The sequence below is a fragment of the Chelativorans sp. genome, assembly GCF_031180965.1.
Taxonomy (GTDB): Bacteria; Pseudomonadota; Alphaproteobacteria; order Rhizobiales; family Rhizobiaceae; genus Chelativorans.
Window position 1 is genome coordinate 1 of the sequence record NZ_JAPSLH010000011.1, and the last position, 23,797, is coordinate 23,797.

25 protein-coding genes and 4 pseudogenes are annotated in these 23,797 nt (G+C 61.9%); 14 read left to right on the forward strand and 15 right to left on the reverse strand.

Annotated elements, in window-relative coordinates:
• The coding region (locus tag RIN79_RS10355) for an FAD-binding protein (protein ID WP_309084581.1) at window positions 1-647 on the forward strand (647 nt) is incomplete at its 5' end.
• A 296-nt stretch (window positions 648-943) separates the two neighbouring features.
• On the opposite strand, the pseudogene RIN79_RS10360 reads toward RIN79_RS10355, so the two are convergent.
• Both RIN79_RS10360 and RIN79_RS21560 read right to left on the reverse strand, forming a co-directional pair.
• Window positions 944-1,144, reverse strand: a pseudogene (locus RIN79_RS10360) (hypothetical protein); the annotation flags it as partial.
• A 619-nt stretch (window positions 1,145-1,763) separates the two neighbouring features.
• Window positions 1,764-2,474, reverse strand: coding sequence for a DUF6506 family protein (locus RIN79_RS21560; protein ID WP_375165916.1), 711 nt, complete (start codon window positions 2,472-2,474; stop codon window positions 1,764-1,766).
• 149 nt (window positions 2,475-2,623) lie between these two features.
• Between RIN79_RS21560 and RIN79_RS10365 the strand changes: the two are divergent.
• Together RIN79_RS10365 and RIN79_RS10370 are read left to right on the forward strand one after the other, a co-directional pair.
• Window positions 2,624-3,154: pseudogene (locus RIN79_RS10365) on the forward strand (AGE family epimerase/isomerase).
• 104 nt (window positions 3,155-3,258) lie between these two features.
• The gene (locus tag RIN79_RS10370; RefSeq protein WP_309084582.1) at window positions 3,259-3,432 is read left to right on the forward strand and encodes a DUF6894 family protein; all 174 of its coding nucleotides are present in this window, start codon (window positions 3,259-3,261) and stop codon (window positions 3,430-3,432) included.
• Between the two features lie 170 nt (window positions 3,433-3,602).
• On the opposite strand, the gene RIN79_RS10375 is transcribed toward RIN79_RS10370, so the two are convergent.
• The 6 genes from RIN79_RS10375 to RIN79_RS10395 form a co-directional block, all read right to left on the reverse strand.
• Window positions 3,603-3,734, reverse strand: a complete 132-nt coding sequence (locus RIN79_RS10375) for a hypothetical protein (protein ID WP_309084583.1) — start codon at window positions 3,732-3,734, stop codon at window positions 3,603-3,605.
• Between the two features lie 104 nt (window positions 3,735-3,838).
• Window positions 3,839-3,970, reverse strand: a complete 132-nt coding sequence (locus RIN79_RS21565; protein ID WP_375165917.1) for a hypothetical protein — start codon at window positions 3,968-3,970, stop codon at window positions 3,839-3,841.
• Between the two features lie 340 nt (window positions 3,971-4,310).
• The gene (locus RIN79_RS21570) at window positions 4,311-4,550 is read right to left on the reverse strand and encodes a hypothetical protein (protein WP_375165908.1); all 240 of its coding nucleotides are present in this window, start codon (window positions 4,548-4,550) and stop codon (window positions 4,311-4,313) included.
• Window positions 4,551-4,884: 334 nt separating this feature from the next.
• The gene (locus tag RIN79_RS10385) at window positions 4,885-5,499 is read right to left on the reverse strand and encodes a 2-hydroxychromene-2-carboxylate isomerase (protein WP_309084584.1); all 615 of its coding nucleotides are present in this window, start codon (window positions 5,497-5,499) and stop codon (window positions 4,885-4,887) included.
• Window positions 5,496-7,040 carry a class I adenylate-forming enzyme family protein gene (locus RIN79_RS10390; RefSeq protein ID WP_309084585.1) on the reverse strand — a complete coding sequence of 515 codons (1,545 nt, stop codon included), beginning with the start codon at window positions 7,038-7,040 and terminating at the stop codon, window positions 5,496-5,498. Before RIN79_RS10390 ends, RIN79_RS10385 begins: the two co-directional genes overlap by 4 nt.
• Before the next feature lie 84 nt (window positions 7,041-7,124).
• The gene (locus RIN79_RS10395) at window positions 7,125-8,105 is read right to left on the reverse strand and encodes a tripartite tricarboxylate transporter substrate binding protein (protein ID WP_309084586.1); all 981 of its coding nucleotides are present in this window, start codon (window positions 8,103-8,105) and stop codon (window positions 7,125-7,127) included.
• 237 nt (window positions 8,106-8,342) lie between these two features.
• Between RIN79_RS10395 and RIN79_RS10400 the strand changes: the two genes are divergently transcribed.
• Both RIN79_RS10400 and RIN79_RS10405 read left to right on the forward strand, forming a co-directional pair.
• Window positions 8,343-9,215, forward strand: coding sequence for a LysR family transcriptional regulator (locus tag RIN79_RS10400; RefSeq protein WP_309084587.1), 873 nt, complete (start codon window positions 8,343-8,345; stop codon window positions 9,213-9,215).
• A 140-nt stretch (window positions 9,216-9,355) separates the two neighbouring features.
• The gene (locus tag RIN79_RS10405) at window positions 9,356-9,619 is read left to right on the forward strand and encodes an EscU/YscU/HrcU family type III secretion system export apparatus switch protein (RefSeq protein ID WP_309084588.1); all 264 of its coding nucleotides are present in this window, start codon (window positions 9,356-9,358) and stop codon (window positions 9,617-9,619) included.
• A 126-nt stretch (window positions 9,620-9,745) separates the two neighbouring features.
• On the opposite strand, the gene RIN79_RS10410 is transcribed toward RIN79_RS10405, so the two are convergent.
• Window positions 9,746-10,015, reverse strand: coding sequence for a GFA family protein (locus RIN79_RS10410; protein ID WP_309084589.1), 270 nt, complete (start codon window positions 10,013-10,015; stop codon window positions 9,746-9,748).
• Window positions 10,016-10,034: 19 nt separating this feature from the next.
• Window positions 10,035-10,160 (reverse strand): annotated as a pseudogene (locus tag RIN79_RS10415) (aldehyde-activating protein); the annotation flags it as partial.
• A 527-nt stretch (window positions 10,161-10,687) separates the two neighbouring features.
• Between RIN79_RS10415 and RIN79_RS10420 the strand changes: the two are divergent.
• The 7 genes from RIN79_RS10420 to RIN79_RS10450 all read left to right on the forward strand — a co-directional run bounded on the left by RIN79_RS10420 (window position 10,688) and on the right by RIN79_RS10450 (window position 16,971).
• Complete coding sequence (locus RIN79_RS10420; RefSeq protein ID WP_309084590.1) at window positions 10,688-11,137, forward strand: Rrf2 family transcriptional regulator; 450 nt, start codon at window positions 10,688-10,690, stop codon at window positions 11,135-11,137.
• Between the two features lie 98 nt (window positions 11,138-11,235).
• On the forward strand, window positions 11,236-12,255 hold the full coding sequence (locus tag RIN79_RS10425) for a sulfate ABC transporter substrate-binding protein (RefSeq protein ID WP_375165909.1): 1,020 nt from the start codon (window positions 11,236-11,238) through the stop codon (window positions 12,253-12,255).
• 2 nt (window positions 12,256-12,257) lie between these two features.
• Window positions 12,258-13,118 (forward strand): sulfate ABC transporter permease subunit CysT, encoded by an 861-nt coding sequence (gene cysT, locus RIN79_RS10430; protein ID WP_309084591.1) that lies wholly within the window; start codon window positions 12,258-12,260, stop codon window positions 13,116-13,118.
• Window positions 13,108-13,995: a sulfate ABC transporter permease subunit CysW gene (cysW, locus tag RIN79_RS10435; RefSeq protein ID WP_309084592.1), complete on the forward strand. Its 888-nt coding sequence runs from the start codon at window positions 13,108-13,110 to the stop codon at window positions 13,993-13,995. The genes cysT and cysW overlap by 11 nt, the downstream gene beginning before the upstream one ends.
• Window positions 13,996-14,005: 10 nt before the next feature.
• Window positions 14,006-15,121, forward strand: coding sequence for a sulfate/molybdate ABC transporter ATP-binding protein (locus RIN79_RS10440; protein WP_309084593.1), 1,116 nt, complete (start codon window positions 14,006-14,008; stop codon window positions 15,119-15,121).
• 120 nt (window positions 15,122-15,241) lie between these two features.
• Window positions 15,242-15,994 (forward strand): SLC13 family permease, encoded by a 753-nt coding sequence (locus RIN79_RS10445; protein ID WP_309084594.1) that lies wholly within the window; start codon window positions 15,242-15,244, stop codon window positions 15,992-15,994.
• Window positions 15,994-16,971: an SLC13 family permease gene (locus RIN79_RS10450; RefSeq protein ID WP_309084595.1), complete on the forward strand. Its 978-nt coding sequence runs from the start codon at window positions 15,994-15,996 to the stop codon at window positions 16,969-16,971. The genes RIN79_RS10445 and RIN79_RS10450 overlap by 1 nt, the downstream gene beginning before the upstream one ends.
• 557 nt (window positions 16,972-17,528) lie before the next feature.
• Here the strand turns inward: RIN79_RS10450 and RIN79_RS10455 are convergent.
• Together RIN79_RS10455 and RIN79_RS10460 are read right to left on the reverse strand one after the other, a co-directional pair.
• Window positions 17,529-17,990 (reverse strand): hypothetical protein, encoded by a 462-nt coding sequence (locus tag RIN79_RS10455; RefSeq protein WP_309084596.1) that lies wholly within the window; start codon window positions 17,988-17,990, stop codon window positions 17,529-17,531.
• Window positions 17,975-18,859, reverse strand: coding sequence for a LysR family transcriptional regulator (locus tag RIN79_RS10460; protein ID WP_309084597.1), 885 nt, complete (start codon window positions 18,857-18,859; stop codon window positions 17,975-17,977). Before RIN79_RS10460 ends, RIN79_RS10455 begins: the two co-directional genes overlap by 16 nt.
• A gap of 101 nt (window positions 18,860-18,960) precedes the next feature.
• Here RIN79_RS10460 and RIN79_RS10465 point away from each other — a divergent pair, with 101 nt between their 5' ends.
• Window positions 18,961-20,139, forward strand: a complete 1,179-nt coding sequence (locus tag RIN79_RS10465; protein ID WP_309084598.1) for a serine hydrolase domain-containing protein — start codon at window positions 18,961-18,963, stop codon at window positions 20,137-20,139.
• A gap of 117 nt (window positions 20,140-20,256) precedes the next feature.
• On the opposite strand, the pseudogene RIN79_RS21575 reads toward RIN79_RS10465, so the two are convergent.
• Window positions 20,257-20,634: pseudogene (locus tag RIN79_RS21575) on the reverse strand (nuclear transport factor 2 family protein); the annotation flags it as partial.
• Window positions 20,635-20,802: 168 nt separating this feature from the next.
• On the opposite strand from RIN79_RS21575, the gene RIN79_RS10475 reads away from it, so the two are divergent.
• Window positions 20,803-21,714 (forward strand): helix-turn-helix transcriptional regulator, encoded by a 912-nt coding sequence (locus tag RIN79_RS10475; protein WP_309084600.1) that lies wholly within the window; start codon window positions 20,803-20,805, stop codon window positions 21,712-21,714.
• A 132-nt stretch (window positions 21,715-21,846) separates the two neighbouring features.
• On the opposite strand, the gene RIN79_RS10480 is transcribed toward RIN79_RS10475, so the two are convergent.
• Both RIN79_RS10480 and RIN79_RS10485 read right to left on the reverse strand, forming a co-directional pair.
• Window positions 21,847-22,887 carry an ankyrin repeat domain-containing protein gene (locus tag RIN79_RS10480; protein ID WP_309084601.1) on the reverse strand — a complete coding sequence of 347 codons (1,041 nt, stop codon included), beginning with the start codon at window positions 22,885-22,887 and terminating at the stop codon, window positions 21,847-21,849.
• A gap of 114 nt (window positions 22,888-23,001) precedes the next feature.
• Window positions 23,002-23,772, reverse strand: a complete 771-nt coding sequence (locus RIN79_RS10485) for a glucose 1-dehydrogenase (protein ID WP_309084602.1) — start codon at window positions 23,770-23,772, stop codon at window positions 23,002-23,004.
• Between the last annotated feature and the right edge of the window lie 25 nt (window positions 23,773-23,797).

The window sequence follows — 23,797 nt, forward strand, 5'->3', positions numbered from 1 at the left end:
GCAAGAATGTGATGCCGCGCGTGGCAGCCCTCCTCGACGTGATGCAGGTCTCCGACGTCATCGAAGTGATCGACGCGAAGACGTTCAAGCGGCCGAGCTATGCCGGCAATGCCATCCAGACGGTGGAGTCGGCCGACGCAAAGCGCGTCATCACGGTGCGCACCTCCTCGTTCCAGGCGGCAGGCGAAGGCGGGCAGGCTCTGGTCGAGACGGTGGCTGCCGCAGAAGATCGCGGACTGTCCACCTTCATCGAGAACAAGATCGCCGCCAGCGAGCGGCCGGAGCTCACCTCGGCCCGGATCATCATCTCCGGCGGGCGGGCGCTGGGCTCGGCGGAAAAGTTCCAGGAGGTGATCCTGCCGCTGGCCGACAAGCTGGGGGCCGCGGTCGGCGCCAGCCGCGCGGCGGTCGACGCCGGATACGCGCCGAACGACTGGCAGGTGGGGCAGACGGGCAAGGTTGTGGCGCCCGACCTCTACATAGCCGTCGGCATCTCCGGCGCCATCCAGCATCTTGCCGGCATGAAGGACTCCAAGGTCATCGTCGCCATCAACAAGGACGAGGAGGCGCCGATCTTCCAAGTCGCCGACTATGGGCTTGTCGGCGACCTCTTCCAGATCCTGCCGGAGTTCGAAAAGGCGCTTTGATCCGCCCCGCCGCTGCTGACGCTCTATGACTCCGTATGACTTGTTGCTGGGCACCCCCGTTCGCGGTCGAAAGACCCGCCGCGCCCGCATGGCCCGCATTGCGCGCCCGATGTCGAATGGTTCCTCGTTCAGTTCGACGAATTCGGCTTCCTCGAGCATCGAGACTAATGGCTATTTTTTGATGGCTCCACACGTCTAGCACGTCTCGGTATACGCCGAAGGCCACATCAGTACGTATCTTTGTGGCCGCCAGGATCACGCTCGTTGCAGGTCAACGAGTGATTAGGGGGAAAATTCGCATAAGCGTCGTAGAAATACCACCACCAGAAGAAGGCCGGCGGTGGATAGAACGGTATCCAGCGATCTCGAACCACGGCGTTCCAAGCTGAGCCTGGAAACCTAGGCGCCACGCAGTCCACTGCGTCGCCACTCCATGTCGTCGCCAAAACAATGAAGAGCACAACGGCGAGCTGACCCCACAGTATGCGGACATTCATTTCCTCGCGCGTGAGTGAACGCGCATCGAAAGCCGCCGTGGCGAATGCGACAAGCGAAACCGTCTCCACCCAAGGTTCGATTGCGCTACGACTGGCAATTACGTGCGCGGGGCGAGCCGGAACGTAACCATGCGCAACCACTCCAACAAAGGAGGACAGTTGCTCATTATGTTCGCTTGAGGCGCAAATTCAGCCGCTGCAGCTGCAGTGTTGGACTCACTTCCGTGCAACCAGTTAAGCCGACTCGCTGTTCCGCGCCCAGGGCGGCAGCCCTGCGCGCCCCGTCCCCGACTTTTGATAAACGGATCAAAGGAAACGGCCATCCTGTTCAAGGTGGCCCGCGCATAGGGCTACAGCCATCGGATCGCGAGGAACTCATCCGGGAGATCGCTCTGCAGGTCTGAATTCCGTCGATGGATTCCACGCCGATGCCAGGGTCACCACGTGGATTCCAACTTTTTTCGCTCGGGCATAAGAGATCTGCTCTCAACGATCAGGGGTAAGCTTCTGACCTGGTGCGCTTTGGCCGTGCACAGCGGTGACTTGGAGTCCCGCAACCTCCCGATCTTCCGCCCGGCTGTAGCGGCCGCGTCGTCTTGATCGTGCTGGCCGAAGGTGCTCACGTCTCAAAGCCTAAGTCTCCCGATGCAGAGTGCGCGTGACTCACCCGGTTGAGCTTCCTGATGCATCCAGAGCGAAACTGCCCACTCCAACGGGAGCCCGCCCATCCCCTGCTTCGATGTTTGCTGCGACTCCCTCGGTCGAGAACCCCACCATACAGTTCGATAAGGCCGTATCCTGAGTGGGCCAGCTCCGCGGCGACGCGCGCACCGGTCGCCTCGTCAGGGACGGGAACGAAGGTAGTCTCCTGCGGCGGGGAGACCTTCACGAAGCGGTCCCGACCCGGATCAGCGTCGCGCTTTAGGATCACGAGGGCCTCGCGTGGCGGCTTCCCCTCGCTGAACGCAGAGTTATAGACGGCGGCCGGCTGGAGGGATTCAATGCCGAATGTGACCGAACTCACGCGCAGCTTCGGCCCGACAGCAGCGGCCACCTTTGGCCGCCAGACAGGTGAAATTCCTCCGCAGAGCTCTATGAGGCGGATTCCCAAGTCCGCGAGTTCCCGCGCCACCTCCGAAGCCTGCGCAGCATCACCTGCCGCGACGATGATGACCCTTCCATCGGCCCCCTCCAGCGTGAACCGATCGGCCGCTCCGCGGGCTCGGCGTGGAGCCCGTTGCAGCGCCCTTCGATCTGGGGTCGGCCACGGCGGCGGAGTCTGATCCTCTTTGCCGAAGCGGCGTGCCGACGAGCATTGCCCTGACTGCAGCGGAACCGTTCAGGACCGAATATCGGATCACCTGCAGGGCGGCCTGAGATCACAGACGCGCAAGCGAAGATGAGGAAACGGCGTTGACCTATCGCGAAGAAAACTTCCTGCAATCGCAAATTCGGAGCATCGTCGACTTCTAGTATCCCGTGTGCATCGACCACGAACGCGGCGGCTTCATCAACCAGCTCCTGGACGACGCAGGAGCCTTGATCTGGGAGCACTACCACAGTGATTGGACCCCGGGCTCGGAATACAACAAGGAGGATCCGAGGCATCTGTTCAAGCCCTACGACTATCTTACCGGCCACTTCGTCGAATGGGCCAAGCTGCTCTTGATCCTCCGTCGCTATCGGCCCGAAGACTGGCATGTCGAGTCGGCGGAGCGGCTGTTCAATACGGCAATGGAGAGGGCCTGGGATGGAGAAGGCCAGGGTGTGCACTACAGCTTTGCTCCCGACGGCGGCATCCTGGATACGGACCGCTACTATTGGGTCCTATCCGAAATGATCGCCGCCGCCGCCCTGCTCGCGCTGTAGACGGGGGGGCGGCAATACTGGGATTGGTACGAGCGCGGCTGGGAATATGCCGACCGGCATTTCATCGACCACGAACATGGCGGCTGGTTTCGCGTTCTCGACCGTTTCGGGCGGAAGTATAGCAATGAGAAGAGTCCTTGAGATGAACTCCGCTGCCGAGACGAATAGACGCCTACAATGCCGTTCTATCGCTTTAACCTGAAGCCCGACAAAACCTTCCTCACTGCATAGACGAAGAGGTGCTTTTGCCGAACCAAGAGGCCGCGCTGAAGGAGGCCACCAGAACCTGCGGCGCGATGATCCGCGACATGGACGGCTTACCTCTTGGCTGCGAATGGCAAATGGAAGTCGCCGACGAGGAGGGACCGATCTTCGCCATCACCGTTGGTGCAAAGCAGATGCGCTGGGCATCGCGCTGAAATGTCATTTGATTGCGCCCCCGCTGGCTCCTGCCGGCGGGGCTTTTTTGTTCGCGATCAGTGCTTCGTCAGGGTGTCGCGATAGGCTTGATCTTGCTCCTCATAAGCCTCGTCGACCACTGCGGGCTCGGTGATCCCGCTGCCGTGGGCAAGGAAAGTCTCCAGCCAGATCAGGGTTCCTTCATCATCGAGAGTATCGCCCAGCTGGATTCGATGGCCTGCAGTTCGATCGAGGGCCCATACTGCTCCATCGTCCAGTCCAGCAGAGAGCAGATCTTCGCTTTGATGTCTTCCTCGGGCATGCGAGTCCTCACTTCTTCCGTTTTGACGGACGCTTAGGCGTGGACTGCATTGTGCGTCATCTTCTCAGGCAGCGGCCCCATGAGGTGAACGCCCTTGCCGCCGGTCAGCTTGGCCAGGTCGCGATCCCTTCCTGCTTCAGGTGATCGCGCAGGTTAAGCGCCGTCTCGACCACAAACTCCCACGGGATGCCCTCACCGGGATCCAGGTCGAAGATCAGCGTGTCGGCGTGCTCTATGTCGTCAACCGTCGCCGCTCAGGGGTGCACCTCGACGACGCCGATTTCGACCAGGCCGAGGAGGCCGGCAAGATCGTCCACCCATAGCCGAACTCCTTCGCCGCCCTCGCGCTTCTGGATGCGCAACTGGTGCACCTCCGGCGGGATCGGGGGGAGCGGTCAATGGCCGGCCGCCGAGGGAATCCCAGTGCGCGATCGGCTACCCGCGTCCAGTAGCCGACGAGTTCCTCCTTTGATGGCACGACCGCGTCCCGCAGCAGCTGTAGAATGTTCTCCTTCGGCACGTCGCCGCTGGTTCTCGCGACCTTCGGTGTTTTCCGCGCGGGCGCCTGACTCTCCTCTACCAAACCCTTGAAGGCCGCCTCGCGGAGCAACCCGTTATCCGTCTCAGCACCATAGGCGATCTCCGCCTCAGCGGGCTCTTGCGGGTGATATGAGGATCGAGCCGCTCCCTTATCTCCCGCGCTGCGGCCATGGTGTAGCCCGTTGCAGCCTTGCCGGCATAGACCAGGCGATCTTCCTCCCATCGGCCGAGATAGAGCGAGGCAATCCGGCGCGTCCGGGCCCCAAGCTTCTCCACGAACGCGATGCATTTCTGGCATGTAGTTCCAGCGGTCGTAATTCTTCGAGCTGACGTCCTGGAGCACGTGGTTCTGAAGGCTATCAAACGAGTGGATCGGCGGCGGTGCGGTACCCGGCTCGGTAAGGCTGGGGCAGGGGACTGGGATATGGGATCGACAGATGGTGTCCTTTAAGGACCTCAACTCCTGCCGCTTTGCGCCCCATTTCAGTCGGACAGGAAAGCTGGTCGACACTCCTGAAGCGGACATTCTACAGTGGTCATAGCAGTCTGTACCCGCCTGCTCGGCGACGTTCTATACCAGCGGGCCTGAGGGTTCTGTGAGCCGCCATGCTCACAGCCGTGGCCACTCACCTTTCTCCAGCCAGTGGTCGAGCATCCAGAGGCGGTCACAGCCCCACAGCGGCTCGCCATCTGCAATGAAGAAGGGCACTCCGAAGACGTTGCGCGAGATCGCATACTGAACCGCGTCGTGTAGCCGCTGCTTCAACTCGCGTGATCCGAGCGCTTCCTCCATGCCCGTCGTTACGATGCCAAGTCGCTGCGCTTCTTTGATCACTGTCTCTGGTGGCGTGATGTCGAGCGCATCCGTCCACAGCCTGGCCGAGAGATGCCGGATCAATTGTGACGCGGCCTCGGGATCGCGATCCTTGAGCCAGAGAAAAGCGCGGCAGGCAGCAAGGGAGTTGATGCCGGAAAGCCCGTGCCGGTTCAGCGGCACACCGAACATCGATGCCAAGCGCTGGACGTCGTGCCAGAAATAGACCGATTTCAGCGGCGTCTCCGGCACAGGCTTAAGTCCCATGACCTTGAGGGTAGTGATCCCGATCAAGGTTGGGCGCCAATCAATGGCACGCCCGTGGTGCGCAGCGATTTCGTCTATCCTGGTCGTCGCCAGGTAGGAGAAGGGCGAGATCGGGTCGAAGAAGAACTCGATCGGCGGCTTCACGATGCACTCACCGGCTTGTCCAAGGCTTCAGTAGCCAGCACCCGCAACTTGGCCTTCGAAACCTTGCCGAAGCCGACACGCGGCAGTTGGTCAATGAAGATGATACGGCGCGGAACCTTGAAGCGCGCAAGTGTCAGCTTACAGGCCTCCTCTATCTCGGCGCGAAGCTGCCCTTCCGACCCGTCCTTGGAATGCCTGACCACGAAGGCCACCGGTACTTCGCTGCGCAGCGGGTCGGGCCCGGCGACCACCGCCACTTCTGCCACGCCGGGTACTGCCTGGATCACCGCTTCGATCTCGCTTGCCGCCACGCCCTCGCCCCCTACCTTGATGACATCCTTGATGCGATCAACGAAGGTGATCGTACCATCTTCGTTAAGACGCACGCGGTCGCCGCTGCGGAAGAAGCCGTCTTCCTCGAAAGCGTTGCGGGTTGCGTCCGCGTCGCCAAAATATTCAAGGAAGATCGATCTTCCACGGATCCCGCGCACGAGTAGTTCGCCGTTTTCTCCGGCCAAGGCGCCTCTGCCTCTCTCATCGACGATGCGCACTTCGTAGCCCACCGACGGGCGCCCGACCGCGTTGGCGGCGAGCGGCCCGAGGCGAGGATCGCCGATGATCGGCTGCGAGATCATCTCGGTCATGCCCCAGGCCGATGAGAATTGTTCGATCCCGAAATGCGCCTGCTCGCGCGGCATCTGCCGATTGGTGATCCATTGACGGAAATGGTGCGCGGGAGGCCGCTCCTGCTGCATCAGCGCCGCCATGGTGAACGGCACGTGCGGTGAGACGGTGGAGCGATGTGCAACCGCTGTCGGCCAGAACCTTGTCGCGGAGAAGCGTGGCTGCAGGACCACGGTGCCGCCGGACCAGATAGCTGGCAGGAACGCCCAAGAGAAGCCGACGACGTGGAACAGCGGCAAGAAAAGCTGGGTTACGTCCGAGGCCAGGAAGCCCTGCTGTGCGGCGCCGAGACGTGCTGCCCAGAGCATATTCTCATGGGTCCACAAAACCGCCTTGGCTCGCGCCGTGGTGCCGGTTGTGAACAGGATCAGCGCCGGTAGCGTTAAATCCGGTGCACGCATGGGCATTGGCTCGCCGCAGAGCGAGGCGAAACGGTCAGACCTTTGCGGGAGTTCGTTTGGTCGCGCCGTATGGCCCGCGCCGCTGTCGGTAGTAGCGATCCAGTCCAATCCCCGGACATGCGATGCCACCATCTCCGCCAGCGATGGCTGTGTTATTGCAGCCCTGACGCCGACCGCGTCGGCGAGGACCGCAAGTTCCGGACCCGTCGCCATCGCGTTCGTTGCCACGCAGATGGCCCCCAGCCAAGCACAGGCAAAGCGGGCGATGAGCGCCTCGGGCGCATTTTCGAGATGAACTAGGATGCGATCGCCCACCGAAATCCCCCGCGCGGACAGGCCGCCGGCAACGCAGCGGACCTGATGCACGAACTGCGAATAGGTCCAGCTCGCCTCCTCGCCTTCGGCGGGCACCCATACCAGCATCGGATGGTTTGGGCGCGCGTCGGCCAGGCGCACGAGCATTGTTGCGACGTCGATGCCTGCAAAAGGCGAGACGTGGCCGCCGCCGTCAGTTGAACGCATGTGTGGCTTTGGATCCTCTTACTGCGGCTCGATACCGGCAGCCTCCACGTAGCCCTTCCAGTCATCGATCTGTTGGAGGAGCAATGCCTGGCCTTCCTCGGGCGTGCTGATGAATGGATCGCCGCCATTGTCGTTGAGGAACTTGACCGTCTCCGGCTTTGCCAGGATCGCATTGAAGTGGCCATTGATCTTGTCCACGACCGGCTTCGGAGTGGCGGACGGAACGATCGCCGCGAACCAGCTGAGCATCACGAGATTCGGCATGCCCGCTTCGCCGAAGGTCGGGTAGTCGGGCGCGGATTTTAGCCGCTCGGGGGTGCTGACTGCGAGAATGCGCGCAGCACCGGAGCGTGCCTGCGCCAGCGAGAACACCGGGTTCATCATGGCGAAGTCGATCTGCCCGCTCTTCATGTCATTCACGATTTCCAGGTCCGTCTGGTAGGCGACCGCCGCTGTTTTCAGGTCCGCGGCATCCGTAAACAGCCGGCCCATGACGCGGCCCGTTGTGTTCGAAAAGGCGTAGTTGCCGCCATCGCCCTTAGCCTTCATCGCCTCGACCAGCTCTGCCACCGTCTTGTGCGGACTTGCCGCCGGGACGATCAGCATGAAGGCTTGCTGGTTGATAGTTGCGGCGATCTGAAGGTCCTTCGCTACGTCAATCGGCGGCTTTTTGAATAAGTGCATGTTGGCGGCGATCGAGCTCGCCGCATGAACGTAGATCGTGTGGCCGTCGGGCTTCGAGCGCGCGACATACTCAGCACCGATATTGCCTGCCGCACCGGTCTTGTTTTCGACTACGACAGTCGCACCGGTTGCCTCGGCGAGTTCCTTGCCTAGATAGCGCACGAGAACGTCCGAACCGGAACCTGGCGGAAAGCCAGTGATCAGATGAACGTCACGGATGGGGAATTGCACGTCCTGTGCGATCGCTGACCATGCGCCAAATGCCAGCGCCGTTGCACCGATTGCGCCCACTAGGCAGCGTCTCGTCAAGCTCATGATGCTCCTCCATCGCTCAGCGGGTGCGCCTCTCAGGCGCGATTTCAACCCGCATGCTCCTCCAGCGTATAGCGGTTAGCGGCCGATGGTCGGCTACACTACTCGCTCATGCCTTGGCGACCATAAAGGCTGGGCAAACCTTGACTAGGCGCACGCCGAGAACCTAAGGTACCGAATATGGAACACTCGCAATCGAGGCCAGGGGCTCGATCGCCGCGCATCGATCTGAATGCGCTGATGCTGTTCTACGAAACGGTCAACGCACGCAGCATCAATAAGGCATCGGCGTTGCTCGACATGCCGAAGTCGACAATCAGCAGGCGATTGCGCATGTTGGAGCAGCAATTCAACTCGACGCTGCTGAAGCGCGGCGCGCGCTCGCTTAGCTTGACGGAAACCGGGCGGGCGCTCTACCAGCGCTGTCTAAGCATAGTAGCGGAACTGGAGAAGGCGAACCTCCAGACTGCCGCCATCCAGGAGGAGATGAGCGGTGTCCTGCGGATCAGCATGCCATCATTCTTCGTGGGATGGGTGGCCGAGGCGATAGCTGACTTCGCGCGCCAGTATCCCGCGCTCCGGCTGGAGATCGAGGCGCTCAATCGCCATGTGGACGTCTCCGAAGAGCCATTCGACCTCGCAATTCATTTCGGCAAGCCTGCCGAAACCTTTCATCCGACGCGGTTGCTGGCAGAACTCCCGCGCAACTTCTATGCAACGCCGGGCTACCTAAAAAAGCACGGGACGCCCACGCGCTACTCAGAACTGGCGCGACATGACATGATCGCCCACCAGTTTCAGATGCGCGACAAGGTCTTCCCATGGTTCACCAAGCCGGACGGCGACGCGACGCCACTGCCACCGCGCGCTGTGGTCAATAATGCGGTCCTCGTCCGTGACCTCATCCTTCGCGACCTCGGCATAGGCCTGATGCCGGATATAATGTGCCTGGAGGACGTGGCCGACGGGCGATTGGTGCGCGTGGCGCTTGATTGGCAGAGTCCGCCTCTAGCGGCTTCGGCGACGTATCTTGCCCGCCGCTACGCGCCTGCAAAGACGCGCGCGTTCCTCGACCATCTTTCAGCGTTCCTCCGTAAGCGCGCGTACTGCTAGCCGAAAGAATTTCTCGAGTGGGCCGCGTTTCGAACACTGGATTCGATGACGTCAGCTATTTGAACCGGAATGCCTCTGGTAGCGTCGCTATTGTCGTGGGAGGAACGTGGCGTCCCGACGCCGCGCTACCGGGAGGAGGTATGCAAGTCACACATCCATCCCAAACGTCGCCACATCTGGTCGCCCTGCGCTATCTCAGGGGTGAAACGCCGCTCCCTGCGGTGGTGGCCAGGGGGCAAGGCGGGATAACGGATCCGATGGCGGCCGAGGCCCGCCGCCTCGGCATGCCCATCGTCATGGATCCTCCCCTGCTTGAGCCGCTCTTCGGGAACAAGCGCAACGGCGCCTACATCGCCCAGGATCTCTTATCGCCAGTCGTACGCCACCTGTCCGCCTCGGCCTGACATGGTTGGAGATCACCTGCTCTGGACTTATCATGGCTGCCGATACGGTCGCAGGCTATATCCAACGTTCTGAATAGCAGGAGCCGTAGTTGTTGGATAAGCAAGGGAACTGGTGAACCTCGCGCGTCACCGGCTGCACTCCCCATCGCGGCCGCGGATGAACCCGGGAGTGGATTCGGGCATCACCAGCCAGTGATGCCGGCTCTGCTCGTAGACCGAGCGAGCCGGTGCGGGGAGCGCCGGATCGCCAATCGTGCCCACTGTCACTCCGATGATGTCGGGGAACGCGCTGGCCTTGCCGTAAAGCGTGCTTCCGCACGTCGGGCAGAAGCCGGTGATGTAAATGTAGCCGGAGTCCGTCGGGCGCGAACTCGCGCGCTTCTCCGGACACCGCAACGGCGTCGCGCGGATAATAGGCCATCGTGCCGAAGGGCGAGCCGCTGCGCTTCTGGCAATCGACGCAGTGGCACGCGACCACCGTCGGCTCGACGCCGTCTGCGATCGTGGCGGTTAGACTTCCGCACTGGCAACTCGCTTGCATGGGCGGATCGTAACGCGCGGCCTCGATATAGGAAAGGCCGAAGCCCTCATTTTAGAGGAAGGGGCTAGGGTGCAGGGGTGCCGGGCTGCAAGCTCGCGCGCGCCGCGCACCACCAGCCTCCCTTGCAGCTCAGAAGCCATTGGCTTGTGGAGTGACCGTCACCCGCATCCAAAGACACTGCAGTTGCACCCGCCCATGCGGGGGTCTCCGGTTTGAGTGGAGCAAGCAAGTGAGGTGTTCCGATAGTCGCCTGATAGGCCAGCCGCTGTGCGCCCCACATCGTAGCAAAGGTTGATCCTCGGTAGTCGGAAAGCGGACATGCTAAGCGGCCTAAATGGAGCTTGAAATTGTGAGGGAGGCTGAGTGTTGGATCGTCCGCATGCACATGAACGCTACTTCGGCGTGGGCAATACGACGGCGGCCACTCACGTTTGCGACATTCCTGGCATCCACGGAGCCGATGAGGACCTTGGTTGACGCTATAGGACTTGGGAGCCACACTGCCGGAAACGCATAAGCCCAGAGTCATGATATCTCAGAAAGCAAAATACGCACTCCGCGCCCTGATTGCGCTGGCCAGGAGCGCCCGCCCGGGCGAGGTGCTCCTGATCTCGCAGATCGCAGAGCAACAGCGCATCCCGCGCAAATTCCTCGAGCAGATCCTGCTCGACCTGAAGCATCACGGCATTGTTACCAGCAGGCGCGGCAAGGCCGGCGGCTATCTGCTCCTGAAGGATCCGGCCGAGATCAGCTTTGGCGAGGTGCTGCGAACCATCGATGGCCCAATTGCGCCGCTTCCGTGCTTGAGCCGCATGGCCTACCGGCGCTGTATCGACTGCCGCGAGGAGGAAAGCTGCGAGGTGCGGCGGGTGTTTGCGCGCGTTGCCGAGGCGACGCGCGCCGTGCTCGACCACACCACGATCGCCGATTGCGTCGGCAAGCCTGTGGAAGCGGAAGTGCGCGCACTGCTCGCCTGAGGAAATCCTTTTCCAAGACAAGCCTTGATTTTGGGTGGCGCGGAGGTTTCCATACTCTACTTACTAGATAGAGTTAATGCGCTCACAAGGAGGCAGGCATGACTCTCGACCGGAAATCACTTCTCTTCACCGCCGCGCTGGCGGCCATGGTTCAGTTCGGCGGACTGGGCTTTGCCTTTGCCGACAGCACGATCCTGAATGTGTCCTACGATCCTACGCGCGAGTTCTACCGCGCTTTCGATGCCGCCTTCGCGGAGAAATGGAAGGCCGACACCGGAGAGACGGTGACCATCCAGACCTCCCATGGCTCCGGGGCGCAGGCACGCGCGGTGATCGACGGGCTTGAGGCCGATATCGTGACGCTCGCTCTCGAGGCTGACATAAACGCCATTGCCGAGAAGACAGGAAAGATCCCGGCCGATTGGCGCGGCCGCCTGCCCAACAACAACGCGCCCTACACCTCCACCATCGTCTTCCTGGTCCGCAAGGGAAACCCGAAGGCCATCAAGGATTGGGGCGACCTGATCAAGGACGAGGTTCAGGTGATCACGCCCAATCCGAAGACCTCGGGCGGCGCACGCTGGAATTTCCTGGCCGCCTGGGCCTGGGCCGAACAGCAATTCGGCGGCGACGAAGCCAAGGTGCGCGACTATATCACCACGCTCTTCCGCCATGTGCCCGTGCTCGACACCGGCGCGCGCGGCGCGACGACCACCTTTGCCCAGCGTGGTATTGGAGATATGCTCCTTGCCTGGGAAAACGAGGCCTTCCTCTCCCTGCAGGAGCTGGGCCCCGACCAGTTCGAGATCATTGTGCCCTCAATCTCCATCAAGGCGGAGCCCCCGGTTGCGCTCGTTGACGGCAATGTCGACGCGAAAGGCACGCGAAAGGTGGCCGAGGCCTATCTCGACTTCCTTTATTCCAATACGGGGCAACAGCTTGCGGCCAAGCATTTCTATCGGCCCTCCAACCCTGAAGCGGCGGCGCCTGACGATATCCGGCGCTTCCCTGACCTGAAGCTGGTCAGCATTGACGATTTCGGCGGCTGGAAAGAGGTGCAACCGCGCTTCTTCGGCGATGGCGGGATCTTCGACCAGATCTACAAGCCGGGGAGATAGGCATGGCCGCCGCGCTCACCGGCGCGGGGTGGCGATTTCGGCGGCCGAGCGTCATTCCGGGTTTCGGTCTGACGCTCGGCTTCACGCTCGTCTACCTTTCGCTGATCGTACTGATCCCGCTTTCGGGCATCGTCTGGCGTTCCGCATCGCTGGGCACCGCCCAATTCTGGGCAATCGCCACCGACGAGCGCACCGTTAAGGCGCTGAAGATCAGTTTCGGCGCCTCGCTGCTGGCCGCCACGGTGAACGTTCTTTTCGGCACGGTGGTGGCCTGGGTTCTCGTGCGGTACCGTTTCCCCGGGCGGCGCCTGGTCGATGCGGTGGTCGATCTCCCCTTCGCCCTGCCCACTGCGGTGGCGGGAATAGCACTGACCGCGATCTATGCGCCCAACGGGTGGATCGGCAGCCTGCTTGCTCCCTACGGAATCAAGGTGGCCTTCACGCCGCTTGGCATTGTCATCGCTTTGATCTTCATCGGGCTCCCCTTCGTGGTGCGGACCGTCCAGCCGGTCATGGAGGAGATCGACAAGGAGGTGGAGGAAGTGGCCGCCACTCTCGGCGCCCACCGCTTCCAGACGATTGCACGCGTCATCCTGCCTGGCTTGGCGCCGGCGATCCTGACGGGCTACGCTCTCGCCTTCGCGCGGGCGGTGGGCGAATACGGCTCGGTGATCTTCATCGCCGGCAATATTCCCTATGTTTCGGAGATAGCTCCGCTCCTGATCGTCATCCGGCTCGAAGAGTATGATTACGCCGCTGCCACCGGCATCGCGGCAATCATGCTCGCCATCTCCTTCGCCATGCTCTTCGTGATCAATCTGCTCCAGGCCTGGAGCCGCAGGAGGTACGGCTATGGCGGTTGAAGCCTTCCTTTCAGCCGCAATTGCGCACAGCGCGCGGCCTGTCGCAACGGCGACGGGCGAGCGCGCCGGTATTCGCCTCCTCCTGATCGCGATCGCGCTCGCCTTTCTCGGATTCTTCCTGTTCCTGCCGCTCGTCGCAGTTTTCGTCGAAGCATTTCGGGAGGGGGCCGCCGCCTATGCCGCGTCGCTGGCGGAACCCGAAACGGCGGCGGCGATCCGGCTCACGCTCACCGTCGCGGCGATCGCCGTGCCGCTGAACCTGGTCTTCGGAGTGGCGGCGGCCTGGTCGATCGCCAAGTTCGAGTTCAAGGGCAAGGCCTTCCTGATCACCCTCATTGATCTGCCCTTTTCCGTTTCACCGGTGATAGCGGGACTTGTCTATGTGCTTCTGTTCGGGGCGGGCAGTGCGCTTGGACCGTGGCTGAAAGCCCATGGGATCGAGGTTCTTTTCGCGGTGCCCGGCATCGTGCTCGCGACCGTCTTCGTAACGTTCCCCTTCGTCGCCCGCGAACTGATCCCGCTGATGCAGGAGCAGGGCAGCGGCGACGAGGAGGCGGCGATCTCGCTCGGCGCTTCCGGTTGGCAGACATTCTGGCACGTCACCCTGCCCAATATCCGCTGGGGGCTCCTCTACGGCGTGCTCCTTTGCAACGCGCGGGCGATGGGTGAATTCGGAGCGGTGTCGGTGGTGTCCGGCCGCATCCGCGGACTCACCAACACCATGCCGCTGCAGGTGGAGATTCTCTACAACGAGTATAATTCGGTTGCCGCCTTCGCCGTGGCGTCCCTGCTGGCGATGCTGGCGCTTGTGACGCTCGGACTCAAGAGCCTGCTCGAACACCGTTTCGCCGACGCGATCGCCGCCAAAAACCATTAGGAGTTGCGCCATGGATGTTTCGATCCGGAAGGTCCGGAAGGAATTCGACCGCTTCGCGGCACTTCATGAGGTCTCGCTCGACATCGCTTCCGGCGAGCTGATCGCGCTGCTTGGCCCCTCTGGCTCGGGCAAGACGACCTTGCTGCGCCTGATCGCCGGGTTGGAGAGCCCGAGCGCAGGCGCCATCTTTTTCGGCGAGGAGGATGCCTCCCGCAAAAGCGTGCAGGAGCGCAATGTTGGCTTCGTCTTCCAGCACTACGCGCTGTTCCGGCACATGACAGTGGCGCAGAATGTCGGCTTCGGCCTGAAAGTTCGGCCGGCTGCAACCCGTCCGCCAAAGGCGGAGATCCGGCGCCGGGCGGATGAGCTCCTGGAGCTCGTGCAGCTCTCCGGACTTGGAGGCCGCTACCCGCATCAGCTTTCCGGCGGTCAGCGCCAGCGCGTGGCCCTCGCCCGCGCGCTCGCCATCGAGCCGCGGGTGCTTCTTCTCGACGAGCCCTTCGGCGCGCTCGATGCGCAGGTGCGGCGCGAACTGCGCCGCTGGCTGCGGGGGATCCACGATGCTACGGGGCATACCACCGTCTTCGTAACGCACGACCAGGAGGAAGCCCTCGAGCTCGCCGATCGCGTGGTAGTGATGAGCCAGGGGCGCATCGAGCAGATCGGCACGGCAGACGAGATCTATGACAGCCCTAACTCACCCTTCGTCTTCGGGTTCATCGGCGATTCCAGCAGGCTTCCCGTGCGCGTGGCGAACGGCCAGCTCTGGCTGCAGGATCGCACGATCGGCCTTGCCGCCCGCGGGATTCCAGACGGGGACGCGACGCTCTATTTCCGTCCGCATCAAATCGAGCTTCTTGATGGCTGCGGCGGCTGCATAGCGGGAACCGTGGTGGCGAGCCGCCGCGTTGCGGCTTCAAGGCGGGTGGAGCTGGAGGTCGGAGGGGAGCGCCACCGGGTCGAAATCGAGCTGCCTGCCGGTGATCCGGCAGCGGGCAAGAGCCGGATCGCCTTCCGCCCGAAGCGCTGGGCCGTTTTTCCCGATCGCCTCGCCGGTCAGCCGGGCTTGGCGGAGAGAAATGTCCCGGGCAGGCCGGAGCCGGAACTGGCTCTGACGGGGGTCTGAGCCGAAGCGGTACCACTGGCAGGCGGCTGCTTCTTGGCGTCCCGATGGTATGGGCGCGCTAGTCCTCCTTCGTCGGCACATGCTATTGGGTCGGCTCGGCAAACGGAGACGCATGCGCAGATGATATTCGAGCAGGCCGCGATTCTTCTGCTGCTTGCGGGCCAGCTCGTCATCTTCGCCTCCGACCGCTTCCGGATGGAGGTGGTTGCTCTCGGCGGCTTGTGTCTGGGGATCCTCTTGGGGATCGTTCCCGGGGAAACCGCCTTCCTCGGTTTTGCCAATCCGGCCTTCGTCACGGTCGTGGAAATCCTGCTGATCGTTCCCGTCCTCGGACGCTCGGGTCTATTGGACCGTCTTGCGGCGCGCCTGCCCGCCGAAACACTCGGCCATACTGGCGTGCTTGCGCTTCTATGCGTCATCACCGCGGCCATATCCGCTTTCATGAATAATATTGGCGCGCTTGCGCTCATGATCCCGGTCGTCAGCAGCGTCTGCCAGTCTGCGCGGATCGACCGGCGGCAGGTTTTGATGCCGGTAAGCTTCGCCGCCCTGCTTGGCGGGCTGTGTTCGATCATCGGCACACCGGCAAACCTGCTCGTGAGCCAGCAGCTTGCGGCGCAGACGGGCGAGGGCTTTGCATTCTTCGATATCGCCTATGCCGGCGTGCCCACGGCCGTGGCGGGATTGGCCGCCATCCTCTGGTGGAGCCGTAAGGCGCTGGCTTTGCCTCACGAAAAGGACCAGACGGCCACACCATCGTCACGCCTCGTCGTCAGCGAGTCGCAATCCCTGAGGGGTCTCCCTTGTGCGGCTTGGCGGCAGACGCATTCCCCGCCCGCATCCATGCGCTTCGCCGGCATGGCCGGAACGTGATGTTCCAGCGTCCCGGAACGATTGTCGAAGCGCACGACCACCTCCTGGTCAGCGCCGATCTGCCGGCACTGGAAGGCTGGCTCGCGGACGGCGCGGCAGGGCTTGCAGCGCAGGAGGCGCCCGCACCGGCGGGCAGGTGGATCGAGGCTGTGATCATGCCCGAAAGCACGATCGTCGGCTCGTCCCTCGCCACTTTGGAAAGCTTTGCTCAGCGCGGCATCACCGTCGCGGCGGTCGCCACGCAGAACCCGCGCATCGAAGGAGGCTTCGCTGATGTCCGACTTGGCATCGGCGATATTCTCTATCTGCACGGCGATCCGGAGGCAGTGCGCCAGACGGCCGATGAGTCGGAGATCCTCCTGCTGTGGCCGCGCGCCGAGCAACCGGCTGCAAAAACCTCGTGGTTGGCAGCCGCAGTTTTTGCGCTCGGCGTTCTGCTCACTGCATTCGGCGTGGCCCCTCCGGAGCTTGCATTCGGGCTGGTAGTGATCGTCCTTGCCGGGACAGGCACGCTTGACCTCCGCCGCGGCCTGGCAGAGCTCAACTGGTCGATCCTGATCATGCTGGCGGCGCTGATCCCTCTGGGGCTGGCCGTACAAAGCACCGGTGCCGCCGCCGTCGTCGCCAATCTGTTGACATCCGCCCTTCCTCCCGACGAGCCCCTCGTCCTCCTTGCGGCGGTGCTTGGACTGGCGGTCGCCATCACTCCCTTCGTGAACAATGCCTCGACAGCGATCGTGCTCGGCCCCATCGCGGTGAGTGTCGCCCAATCCGCTTCACTGCCTTTAGAACCCTTTCTGCTCGCGGTCGCCATTGGCGCTTCCATCGATTTTCTGACCCCGGTCGGCCACCACAACAACACAGTCGTCATGGGATTGGCCGGCTACCGCTTTTTCGATTTCGCCAGAACCGGCTGGCCGATTGCTTTTGCGTCGTTCCTCGCCGCTTTGATCGCAATATGGCTGGTTTGGCTGTGAGTTGAGAACCACACGGTAAGACATGGACCCGTTCCCAGCTCCGGATATGCTCTGGTCATCACTCAGAGACTGGACGACCTGCTTACTTAACGGAACTCTGCTATCACGCTGTTGGTGTAGGATGGGGCCTACTTCCGGCCCCAGCTGTAGCGTTGGCGCTCGCCGGTTCTAAAGGCATCTTGAGGTGCCAGTCTTTGCCAGGTCCAACGCTCTCAGGCTTTAGATTGACCAATGACCATGCCTAACCCCCGTCAGGGCACGTGGGAGCGACCGAGGCTTTACGCGTCCTCCGAGGTGAATTCGTAAATGCCGATTTGGCCGTACTCGCAGAATCCGAGCAGCTCGTAAACCGACTTTCCCATCGGAGATGCAGCGATAACCGCCAGATCGTTTCCCATTGAGGGCGGTGCCAAGAACCCGGGACACCGTGCAGCCGGAGCCGTGAGACTACTTCGGCGATCGCGCTGTCCACCTCGTCTGGGGCGAGATGAGCCTGAACCACCGCATTGTGGTAATCGATAGGTGAGCCTCCAATGGTCCAGCACAAGTGAGCGTCGTCATTGCGGCCACCACATCAAGGAGAGAGCACTGCTGAAGAAGGAAGCGACCTTGGTCTGCTGAATGGCTCGTTTAAGGGAACTCATTTTGAGGCGTGCCGTGTCCAGACACATCTTTCCCGCATCGCTTTGTAGATTGAGAAACAGCGGAGCGGATACGGCTGCTGTAGCGGCGATGCCCCAAAACGCATACCGAAACTCCTCAGGCCCAAAAATATGCTGGTCACGCCAGGCGAGCGCCAGGTTGAGCAGCAAGGCGCCAACGGCAGTACCGATGCTCTGGGATATTTGCTGAGCCGTACTCGCAAGGGCGGTTGCGCGGCTCATCTGCTCCTTCTCCGTCGCAGATGGGCACTTTTGGCCCTTTTCCAATGCAGGGGATTTGAGCCGTTCGCCATCTCCCGGCCATGGATGATGTAGCCGGTGTTTTTTGGCCCCACCGATGATCAGCCGCAGAACCACTCGATGAACGCCTGGAGCTTTGGCGGTTGATTGCGCGAGGGATAATACAGGTGGAACTGGTGAGCTGCCGGCTCGAATTGTTTCAGAAGCTCAACCACGTCCCCTGAACTCGCGGCGGGTGTTCCCGTGACCCGATACCGTTGGGCGATGCCCAACCCCTCCTGCACGGCGAGGCCAATGTGGTCGTCGTCGTTGAACACCAGGCGCGGTGATGGGTCGATCTGAAGTATCTCACCTTCGACATTGAAGGTCAGTGGCACCAGCCGCTGGCTGCCTGGGAGCCGAAAGCGGATGATGGCGTGGGCCGCGAGATCCGCCGGATGTTGGGGGGTACCAGCAGTTTCCAGGTATGTGCGCGAAGCGACGGTCACCCGGCGCAGCTTCGGGCCGATGGGTCGAGCGATCATGTCCATCTCCAACGCGTCCGGAAAACGGATGCCGGCATCAAATCCGCCGGCCACGATATCTGTCAGGCGATCGTCCGATGTGAGTTCAAGTGCAATTCCGGGGTAACGCCGGACAAAGCCGGGCAGCTGCGGCACGATACAGACCTGAGCCGCCAGCCGTGACAGATTGATGCGCAGATTGCCGGCCGGCTGCTTCCCGAGCGCCTGGATTCCCTCGATCGCACCCGTGATTTGGTCAAAGGCGGTGTCTACATTGTCGAGCAGGATTCGACCCGCCTCGGTCAGTCGGACGCTGCGGCTGGTGCGTTCGAAAACTCTAACCCCCAAAAGAGCTTCAAGCTGCCGGATTTTCTGCGAGACAGCGGAAGGTGTGACTCCGAGCGGGCCTGACGCGGCTGTAAAACCGCCCTTCGTCGCGACTATGCGGAATACCGGCAGCAACGAGAAGAGTTCCGGTCGCATCGTATAGTTCCGCTTCAAGGCCCTTTTAGCATGCGCCGGCTCAACTTCGCGATCAAGATGCGGCAATCGTAGCGGAACCACTTCCTGACCTGGAGTACCGAATGACCTACGAGACGGTGCCGGTCGCGCCGAGCAGGCCGAACAAGCTGGCATCTGCCATTGATGCCGCTGTCGACGAGGCGCTCACGCAGCGCCGTATCGTTGGTTGCGTGGTGCTGGTCGCCGAAGATGGCCAGCTCGTCTATGAGCGAGCAGCCGGCTATGCCGACCGCGAGACAGGACGGCATATGCAGATTGATACGCCGTTCCGCTTCGCTTCGGTGACGAAGCCGTTCACCCTCATGGCGGCATTGAAGCTCATAGAGGCCGGTCAGTTGTCGCCTGACGATCAGGTGACAATGTATCTGCCAGAATTTCTCCCCAGTCTCGAGGATGGCTCGATCGCCGATATCAAGGTCGCTCACCTGATGGCGCACATGGCCGGACTCGATTATCGCTTCCAGCAAGCTGAAGATGGTACCTACGCTCGTGCGCGTATATCCGATGGAACTGACGAAAGCCAAGGTTCTCTCGCCGAGAATATCGCCCGCATCGCAAGCGTGGCACTGGACCGCCGACCGGGCGAGGGCTGGCGGTATTCCGTCGCGACGGATGTGCTCGGCGGTGTTATCGAAGCCGTCACCGGCACCGCTCTTGACGATGCTGTCCGCGCACTGGTCTGCGAACCGCTGCAGCTTGGCGCAGCATTCTACTGGCCCGGGGAGGACCTCGCCGTGCCCTACTACGACGGCCAGCCGCAGCCGATACGGATGACCGGCACGGTCGAAGTGCCGCTGCCTTTTGTCGAAGGACCGGGCGTCCGCTTCGACCCGGAGCGGATACGCACGAGATCGGCCTGGCCTTCAGGCGGCGCTGGCATGGCCGGGCGGGCTCGGGACGTGCTGGCGCTGCTTGAGGCGTTTCGTGCCGGGGGCTTCCTGCGCGAAGATCTACGCGAGGCGGCGAGGAAGCCGAGAGCTGGCGCGGAAACACAAACCGCTGGGCCGGGCTGGGGCTGGTCCTGGCTGGGCGCCGTCCTGATCGAGCCGACAGCCGCGGGTAGTAGATGGAGCGAAGGGTCCGTCTCCTGGGGCGGTGTGTATGGAAACTGGTGGGGCATCGATTTCGCACGCAAGAGATGTGTCGTATCCCTGACGAACACCGCCTACGAAGGCATGATGGGCAGGTTCGCACAGGCGATCGCCGCCGCTGCCTCGGCGGAAGAGCGCCAGTGCCGTTGAGTGTAAGAACCTGAAGTTTTCCGGCAAGTTGTGGGTCCAATAATATCCTTCCTCCACCAACTCCGCTATTTGCCAGCCTATTGACGTACGGACGATGCGATCTCGATACCAGAGACCTTGAAAGAAGACCTGCCTCTCGCCGTCTCCGAGATCAACGACCATGGGACATGAGCAGTGAACTCGGGCCGAAGCTTCATCCCCATTGATGTTCAGGAGAATTGTCGAGATGGCGTGCTGAGAGAGTACTATCTTTGCCAGAGCTTTCTGAAGGTAGGCTATATGTTCTTCAACGCCGCTTTTAATGCCGCCGGTTACGGTGTCGTCCAATATCGCGTCGGGCGTGAACAGACGGCGATACTCATCCCAGTTGCGATCATCGACGGCGTAGCAATAGCGAACAAGCAGATCCTCAATCTCCAGGCGGTCGGAAATCTGTTGCAGAGAAAGAGTCATGTCGAAATCTCCACTCAACGTGGTATTTCTGCCGGCCTTCATCGATCTGCCTGGCAGGGGGAGAGGCCAAGTGCAGATGCTACAAGGGTCGGATGAGCTCAGGTCGAAAGATCGAGGCAGACTCCGCCCTGCCGCGTGCCTCCATACCCATACCCGATCGATACACTCCAACAAGTCATTCGCTCATGCTGGTGTTGGGAGTACCACGCTATGAGCACCGACACCTCGGACGACACAAAGCGTCGGGATATGCGGCGTTTCTTGATGGCTCGGCGTGCAGCCATTTCCCCCGAGAGCGTAGGCCTGCCCAGCGGCTGGCGACGGCGTACGCGCGGTCTGCGCCGTGAGGAAGTCGCCGCTCTCGCGGGTGTTGGGCTCTCATGGTACACATGGCTCGAGCAGGGGCGCGACATCCGGGTGTCAGCGCAGACCTTGGAGCGGATCGCAAATGCACTGCGCCTAAGTCGAAGTGACACCGACTACCTTTTCGCACTTGCCGGAGTAGCCCGGCTGGAGTCGGCGATCAGGCCCGCCAATGAGGTCGACAGGTCCATTCAGGACACCCTCGATGGTTTTCAGTCGGATCCGGCGCTCTTCCTCAGCCCGTGGTGGGACGTGCTCGCCTACAACGAGCTTGCGGATGCGGTTTTCGAGTTTGACGACTACGACGGCCCGTTCGCCCGCAATCACTACTGGCGCTTCTTCATGGATCCTAAACGCCGGGCGAAATATCTGAACTGGGACGCGCTGGGCGAAGTACATGTGCACTACCTTCGGCTCCTCTACGGCCAGATGCCCGGAGATCCGCACTTTACCCAGCTCGTGGAGGCGCTGCGCAGCAACAGTCCAGAGTTCTGCCGGTTTTGGGAGGCACAGTTTACCGCAGCACCAAGCCACTCCTTCGAGATCGGGATGACACTTCCCCGGGTGGGAGTTGTACACTTCATGTCTATGCGCTTTCGCGCGCTGGGCTCGCAGGAATTATTGATACTGTTGCCTCCTGCGAACGAAGTGACAGCTCGTGCCATGAAAAATCTCCAGCAGATGCTCAACAGGTCAGCGCCTCGGAAGACAGCGCGTGCCCGGAAGAGCAACAGCAACCCTGAAGCCGTGAGTCCCTGAGGAAACGCCTTGCATAGGCCGGCCATACGAGCGCCGCGTTAGCCCAAAAAGGTTCGTGCCATGGGAAGGCCACTAAACGATTGAGGGGCTGCTTTGACGGCCGCAAGGTCCGCTGGCGGCGCGACCACCGGATCAAATCTGTCGGTCCGTCGCGGGGAGGTTCGAGCCTTCAGCTTCCCGAAGGAGACCAGCGATGTCATCATAGCCGTAAACTTCTGCCAGCTCTCGCGCGGTCATACCGTTGTGACCACGCAAGTCGAGACGTGCGCCAGCCGCCACGAGGACGCGGACAGCCTCGAAATGCCCATGCCAGACAGCATCATGCAAAGCCGTAAATCCGTTGTAAGGACCTTGGGCATCCAACTCCAATCCGCGCGCGCCGTGGGCTTCTCGATGCTGAAGCAGGGCCTGCAGCACTGCGTGATGTCCCATATATCCGCCTTTGTGACCTGGTGTCGCCTTCATCAGCCCGTCGACACGCCGTGGATCGGCTCCGGCATCCAAGAGCTCCCTGACAATATCCGCATGGCCGAGAAGCGCTGCAACGCCGAGCGGCGTGTAACCGTCAAAGAAGCTTCCGGTCATTGGTGCGCGTTCGTCCACGGCAGCCCGTTCGGCCACCAGGCGGCGCACGCTCTCGGCATTTCCTTCGAGGACAGCGGCCATGAGGGTTTGTTGCTCGATCGCCTTGGCATCGGCACTGTCACGCTCCTCTATCATCTGGATGATCTCCGCCAAACTGTCCTGCTTCGCCCAGTCCATCGCCGTCCGCCCGTAGTGCGTGCGTAGGGACGTTTTGGCACCGCGGTCGAGCAGAAATCGAACCAGCGTTGCATTCTTGTGCCAGACAGCATCGATGAGCGGTGTGTGGCCCAAGGTAGCCGACTGAAGGTCGATGAAAGCGCCGTGATCGAGCAACAATCGCGCAACGTCGACACTGCCGCTCTGGGCCGCCTTGTGCAGCGCGGATGCGCCCATGCGCGGCTCGAGCATGTAGACGTCCGCCTTGGCAGCGAGGAGAAGCTCGACCATCTGCGGACTGCCCGACCCCGCCGCGATCATTAAGGGCGTATAACCTTCCGGATCTCTACTGTTCGCCGATACGCCTGTGCGAAGCATCAAGGTCGCAACGGCGAGGTCGTTTTGTCGAACGGCTTCGGAAAGTGACGTCATTGGAATACCCAAGCTCTCTTCAGATGGTAGCCCCAGCGCTGCTTGGCATGCGCGGCGACCACCGCGGAGACCAAAGCAGGCCTCTTAGCGCACCCCGTATGAGGCGATCAGCACTCACCAAGCTGTATAGCCGCCGTCCACTAGCATCGCCGAGCCAGTGCTAAAGCTCGCACGCTCCGACAGTTGCCATAGAACGGCGTCCGCGACCTCCTCGGGAGTGGCCGCCCTTCCGATGGGATGTGCCGCCTTGACCGGTTCCAGCACAGAGGGATCGCCGGACTCGTGCACGAACTTCTGCGCCATCGGCGTGTCGACGAGGGCGGGGCAGACTGCGGTCACTCTGATGCCGCGTTGGGCGTAGTCCAAAGCCGCGCCTCTGGTTAGGCCAAGCACCGCATGCTTGCTTCCCGCATAAGCGCCCTGTCCCTGCGCAGCGATATGCGATGCGACACTGCCGACATTTACGACAGCGCCGCCCCCCGAAGCGAGAATGGCGGGAATTTCGTACTTGAGACAAAGCCAGACCCCTTTGGCATTCACAGCCATAAGCTGGTCGAACTGCTCTTCAGCTAGTTGGTCTATTGGCATTGCAGGTTGCGCAATGCCGGCGTTGTTAACTGCTCCGTCGAGCCTACCCGCCCGCGAAACTGCGGTCTCCACCATCCGCTGGACATCTTCAGCATTCGTCACGTCGGCCGCGATCGCTGTTGCTTCCGCGGCGCCTTCGACTGAGATCGCACGGGCGACAGCCTGTACACTTTCCTCGTTCCGGTCGGCGAGCACGACGTGAGCTCCTTCGGAAGCGAGCGCTCGTGCGGTGGCCGCACCGATCCCGGAAGCGGCTCCCGTGACAACGATAACCTTGCCGTTCAGCCCAAGATCCATGGTCTCCTCCTTCAAAAGTTGATCT

What these genes read in the sequence shown, in the direction of transcription:
- RIN79_RS10485 (WP_309084602.1), bottom strand. Translation starts at nt 23,772, where the DNA reads ATGGATCTTGGGCTGAACGGCAAGGTTATCGTTGTCACGGGAGCCGCT.
- RIN79_RS10445 (WP_309084594.1), top strand. Translation starts at nt 15,242, where the DNA reads ATGATATTCGAGCAGGCCGCGATTCTTCTGCTGCTTGCGGGCCAGCTC.
- RIN79_RS10440 (WP_309084593.1), top strand. Translation starts at nt 14,006, where the DNA reads ATGGATGTTTCGATCCGGAAGGTCCGGAAGGAATTCGACCGCTTCGCG.
- RIN79_RS10395 (WP_309084586.1), bottom strand. Translation starts at nt 8,105, where the DNA reads ATGAGCTTGACGAGACGCTGCCTAGTGGGCGCAATCGGTGCAACGGCG.
- RIN79_RS10375 (WP_309084583.1), bottom strand. Translation starts at nt 3,734, where the DNA reads ATGCCCGAGGAAGACATCAAAGCGAAGATCTGCTCTCTGCTGGACTGG.
- RIN79_RS10400 (WP_309084587.1), top strand. Translation starts at nt 8,343, where the DNA reads ATGCTGTTCTACGAAACGGTCAACGCACGCAGCATCAATAAGGCATCG.
- cysT (WP_309084591.1), top strand. Translation starts at nt 12,258, where the DNA reads ATGGCCGCCGCGCTCACCGGCGCGGGGTGGCGATTTCGGCGGCCGAGC.
- RIN79_RS10420 (WP_309084590.1), top strand. Translation starts at nt 10,688, where the DNA reads ATGATATCTCAGAAAGCAAAATACGCACTCCGCGCCCTGATTGCGCTG.
- RIN79_RS10450 (WP_309084595.1), top strand. Translation starts at nt 15,994, where the DNA reads ATGTTCCAGCGTCCCGGAACGATTGTCGAAGCGCACGACCACCTCCTG.
- RIN79_RS10460 (WP_309084597.1), bottom strand. Translation starts at nt 18,859, where the DNA reads ATGCGACCGGAACTCTTCTCGTTGCTGCCGGTATTCCGCATAGTCGCG.
- RIN79_RS10425 (WP_375165909.1), top strand. Translation starts at nt 11,236, where the DNA reads ATGACTCTCGACCGGAAATCACTTCTCTTCACCGCCGCGCTGGCGGCC.
- RIN79_RS10465 (WP_309084598.1), top strand. Translation starts at nt 18,961, where the DNA reads ATGACCTACGAGACGGTGCCGGTCGCGCCGAGCAGGCCGAACAAGCTG.
- RIN79_RS10475 (WP_309084600.1), top strand. Translation starts at nt 20,803, where the DNA reads ATGAGCACCGACACCTCGGACGACACAAAGCGTCGGGATATGCGGCGT.
- RIN79_RS10480 (WP_309084601.1), bottom strand. Translation starts at nt 22,887, where the DNA reads ATGACGTCACTTTCCGAAGCCGTTCGACAAAACGACCTCGCCGTTGCG.
- cysW (WP_309084592.1), top strand. Translation starts at nt 13,108, where the DNA reads ATGGCGGTTGAAGCCTTCCTTTCAGCCGCAATTGCGCACAGCGCGCGG.
- RIN79_RS10405 (WP_309084588.1), top strand. Translation starts at nt 9,356, where the DNA reads ATGCAAGTCACACATCCATCCCAAACGTCGCCACATCTGGTCGCCCTG.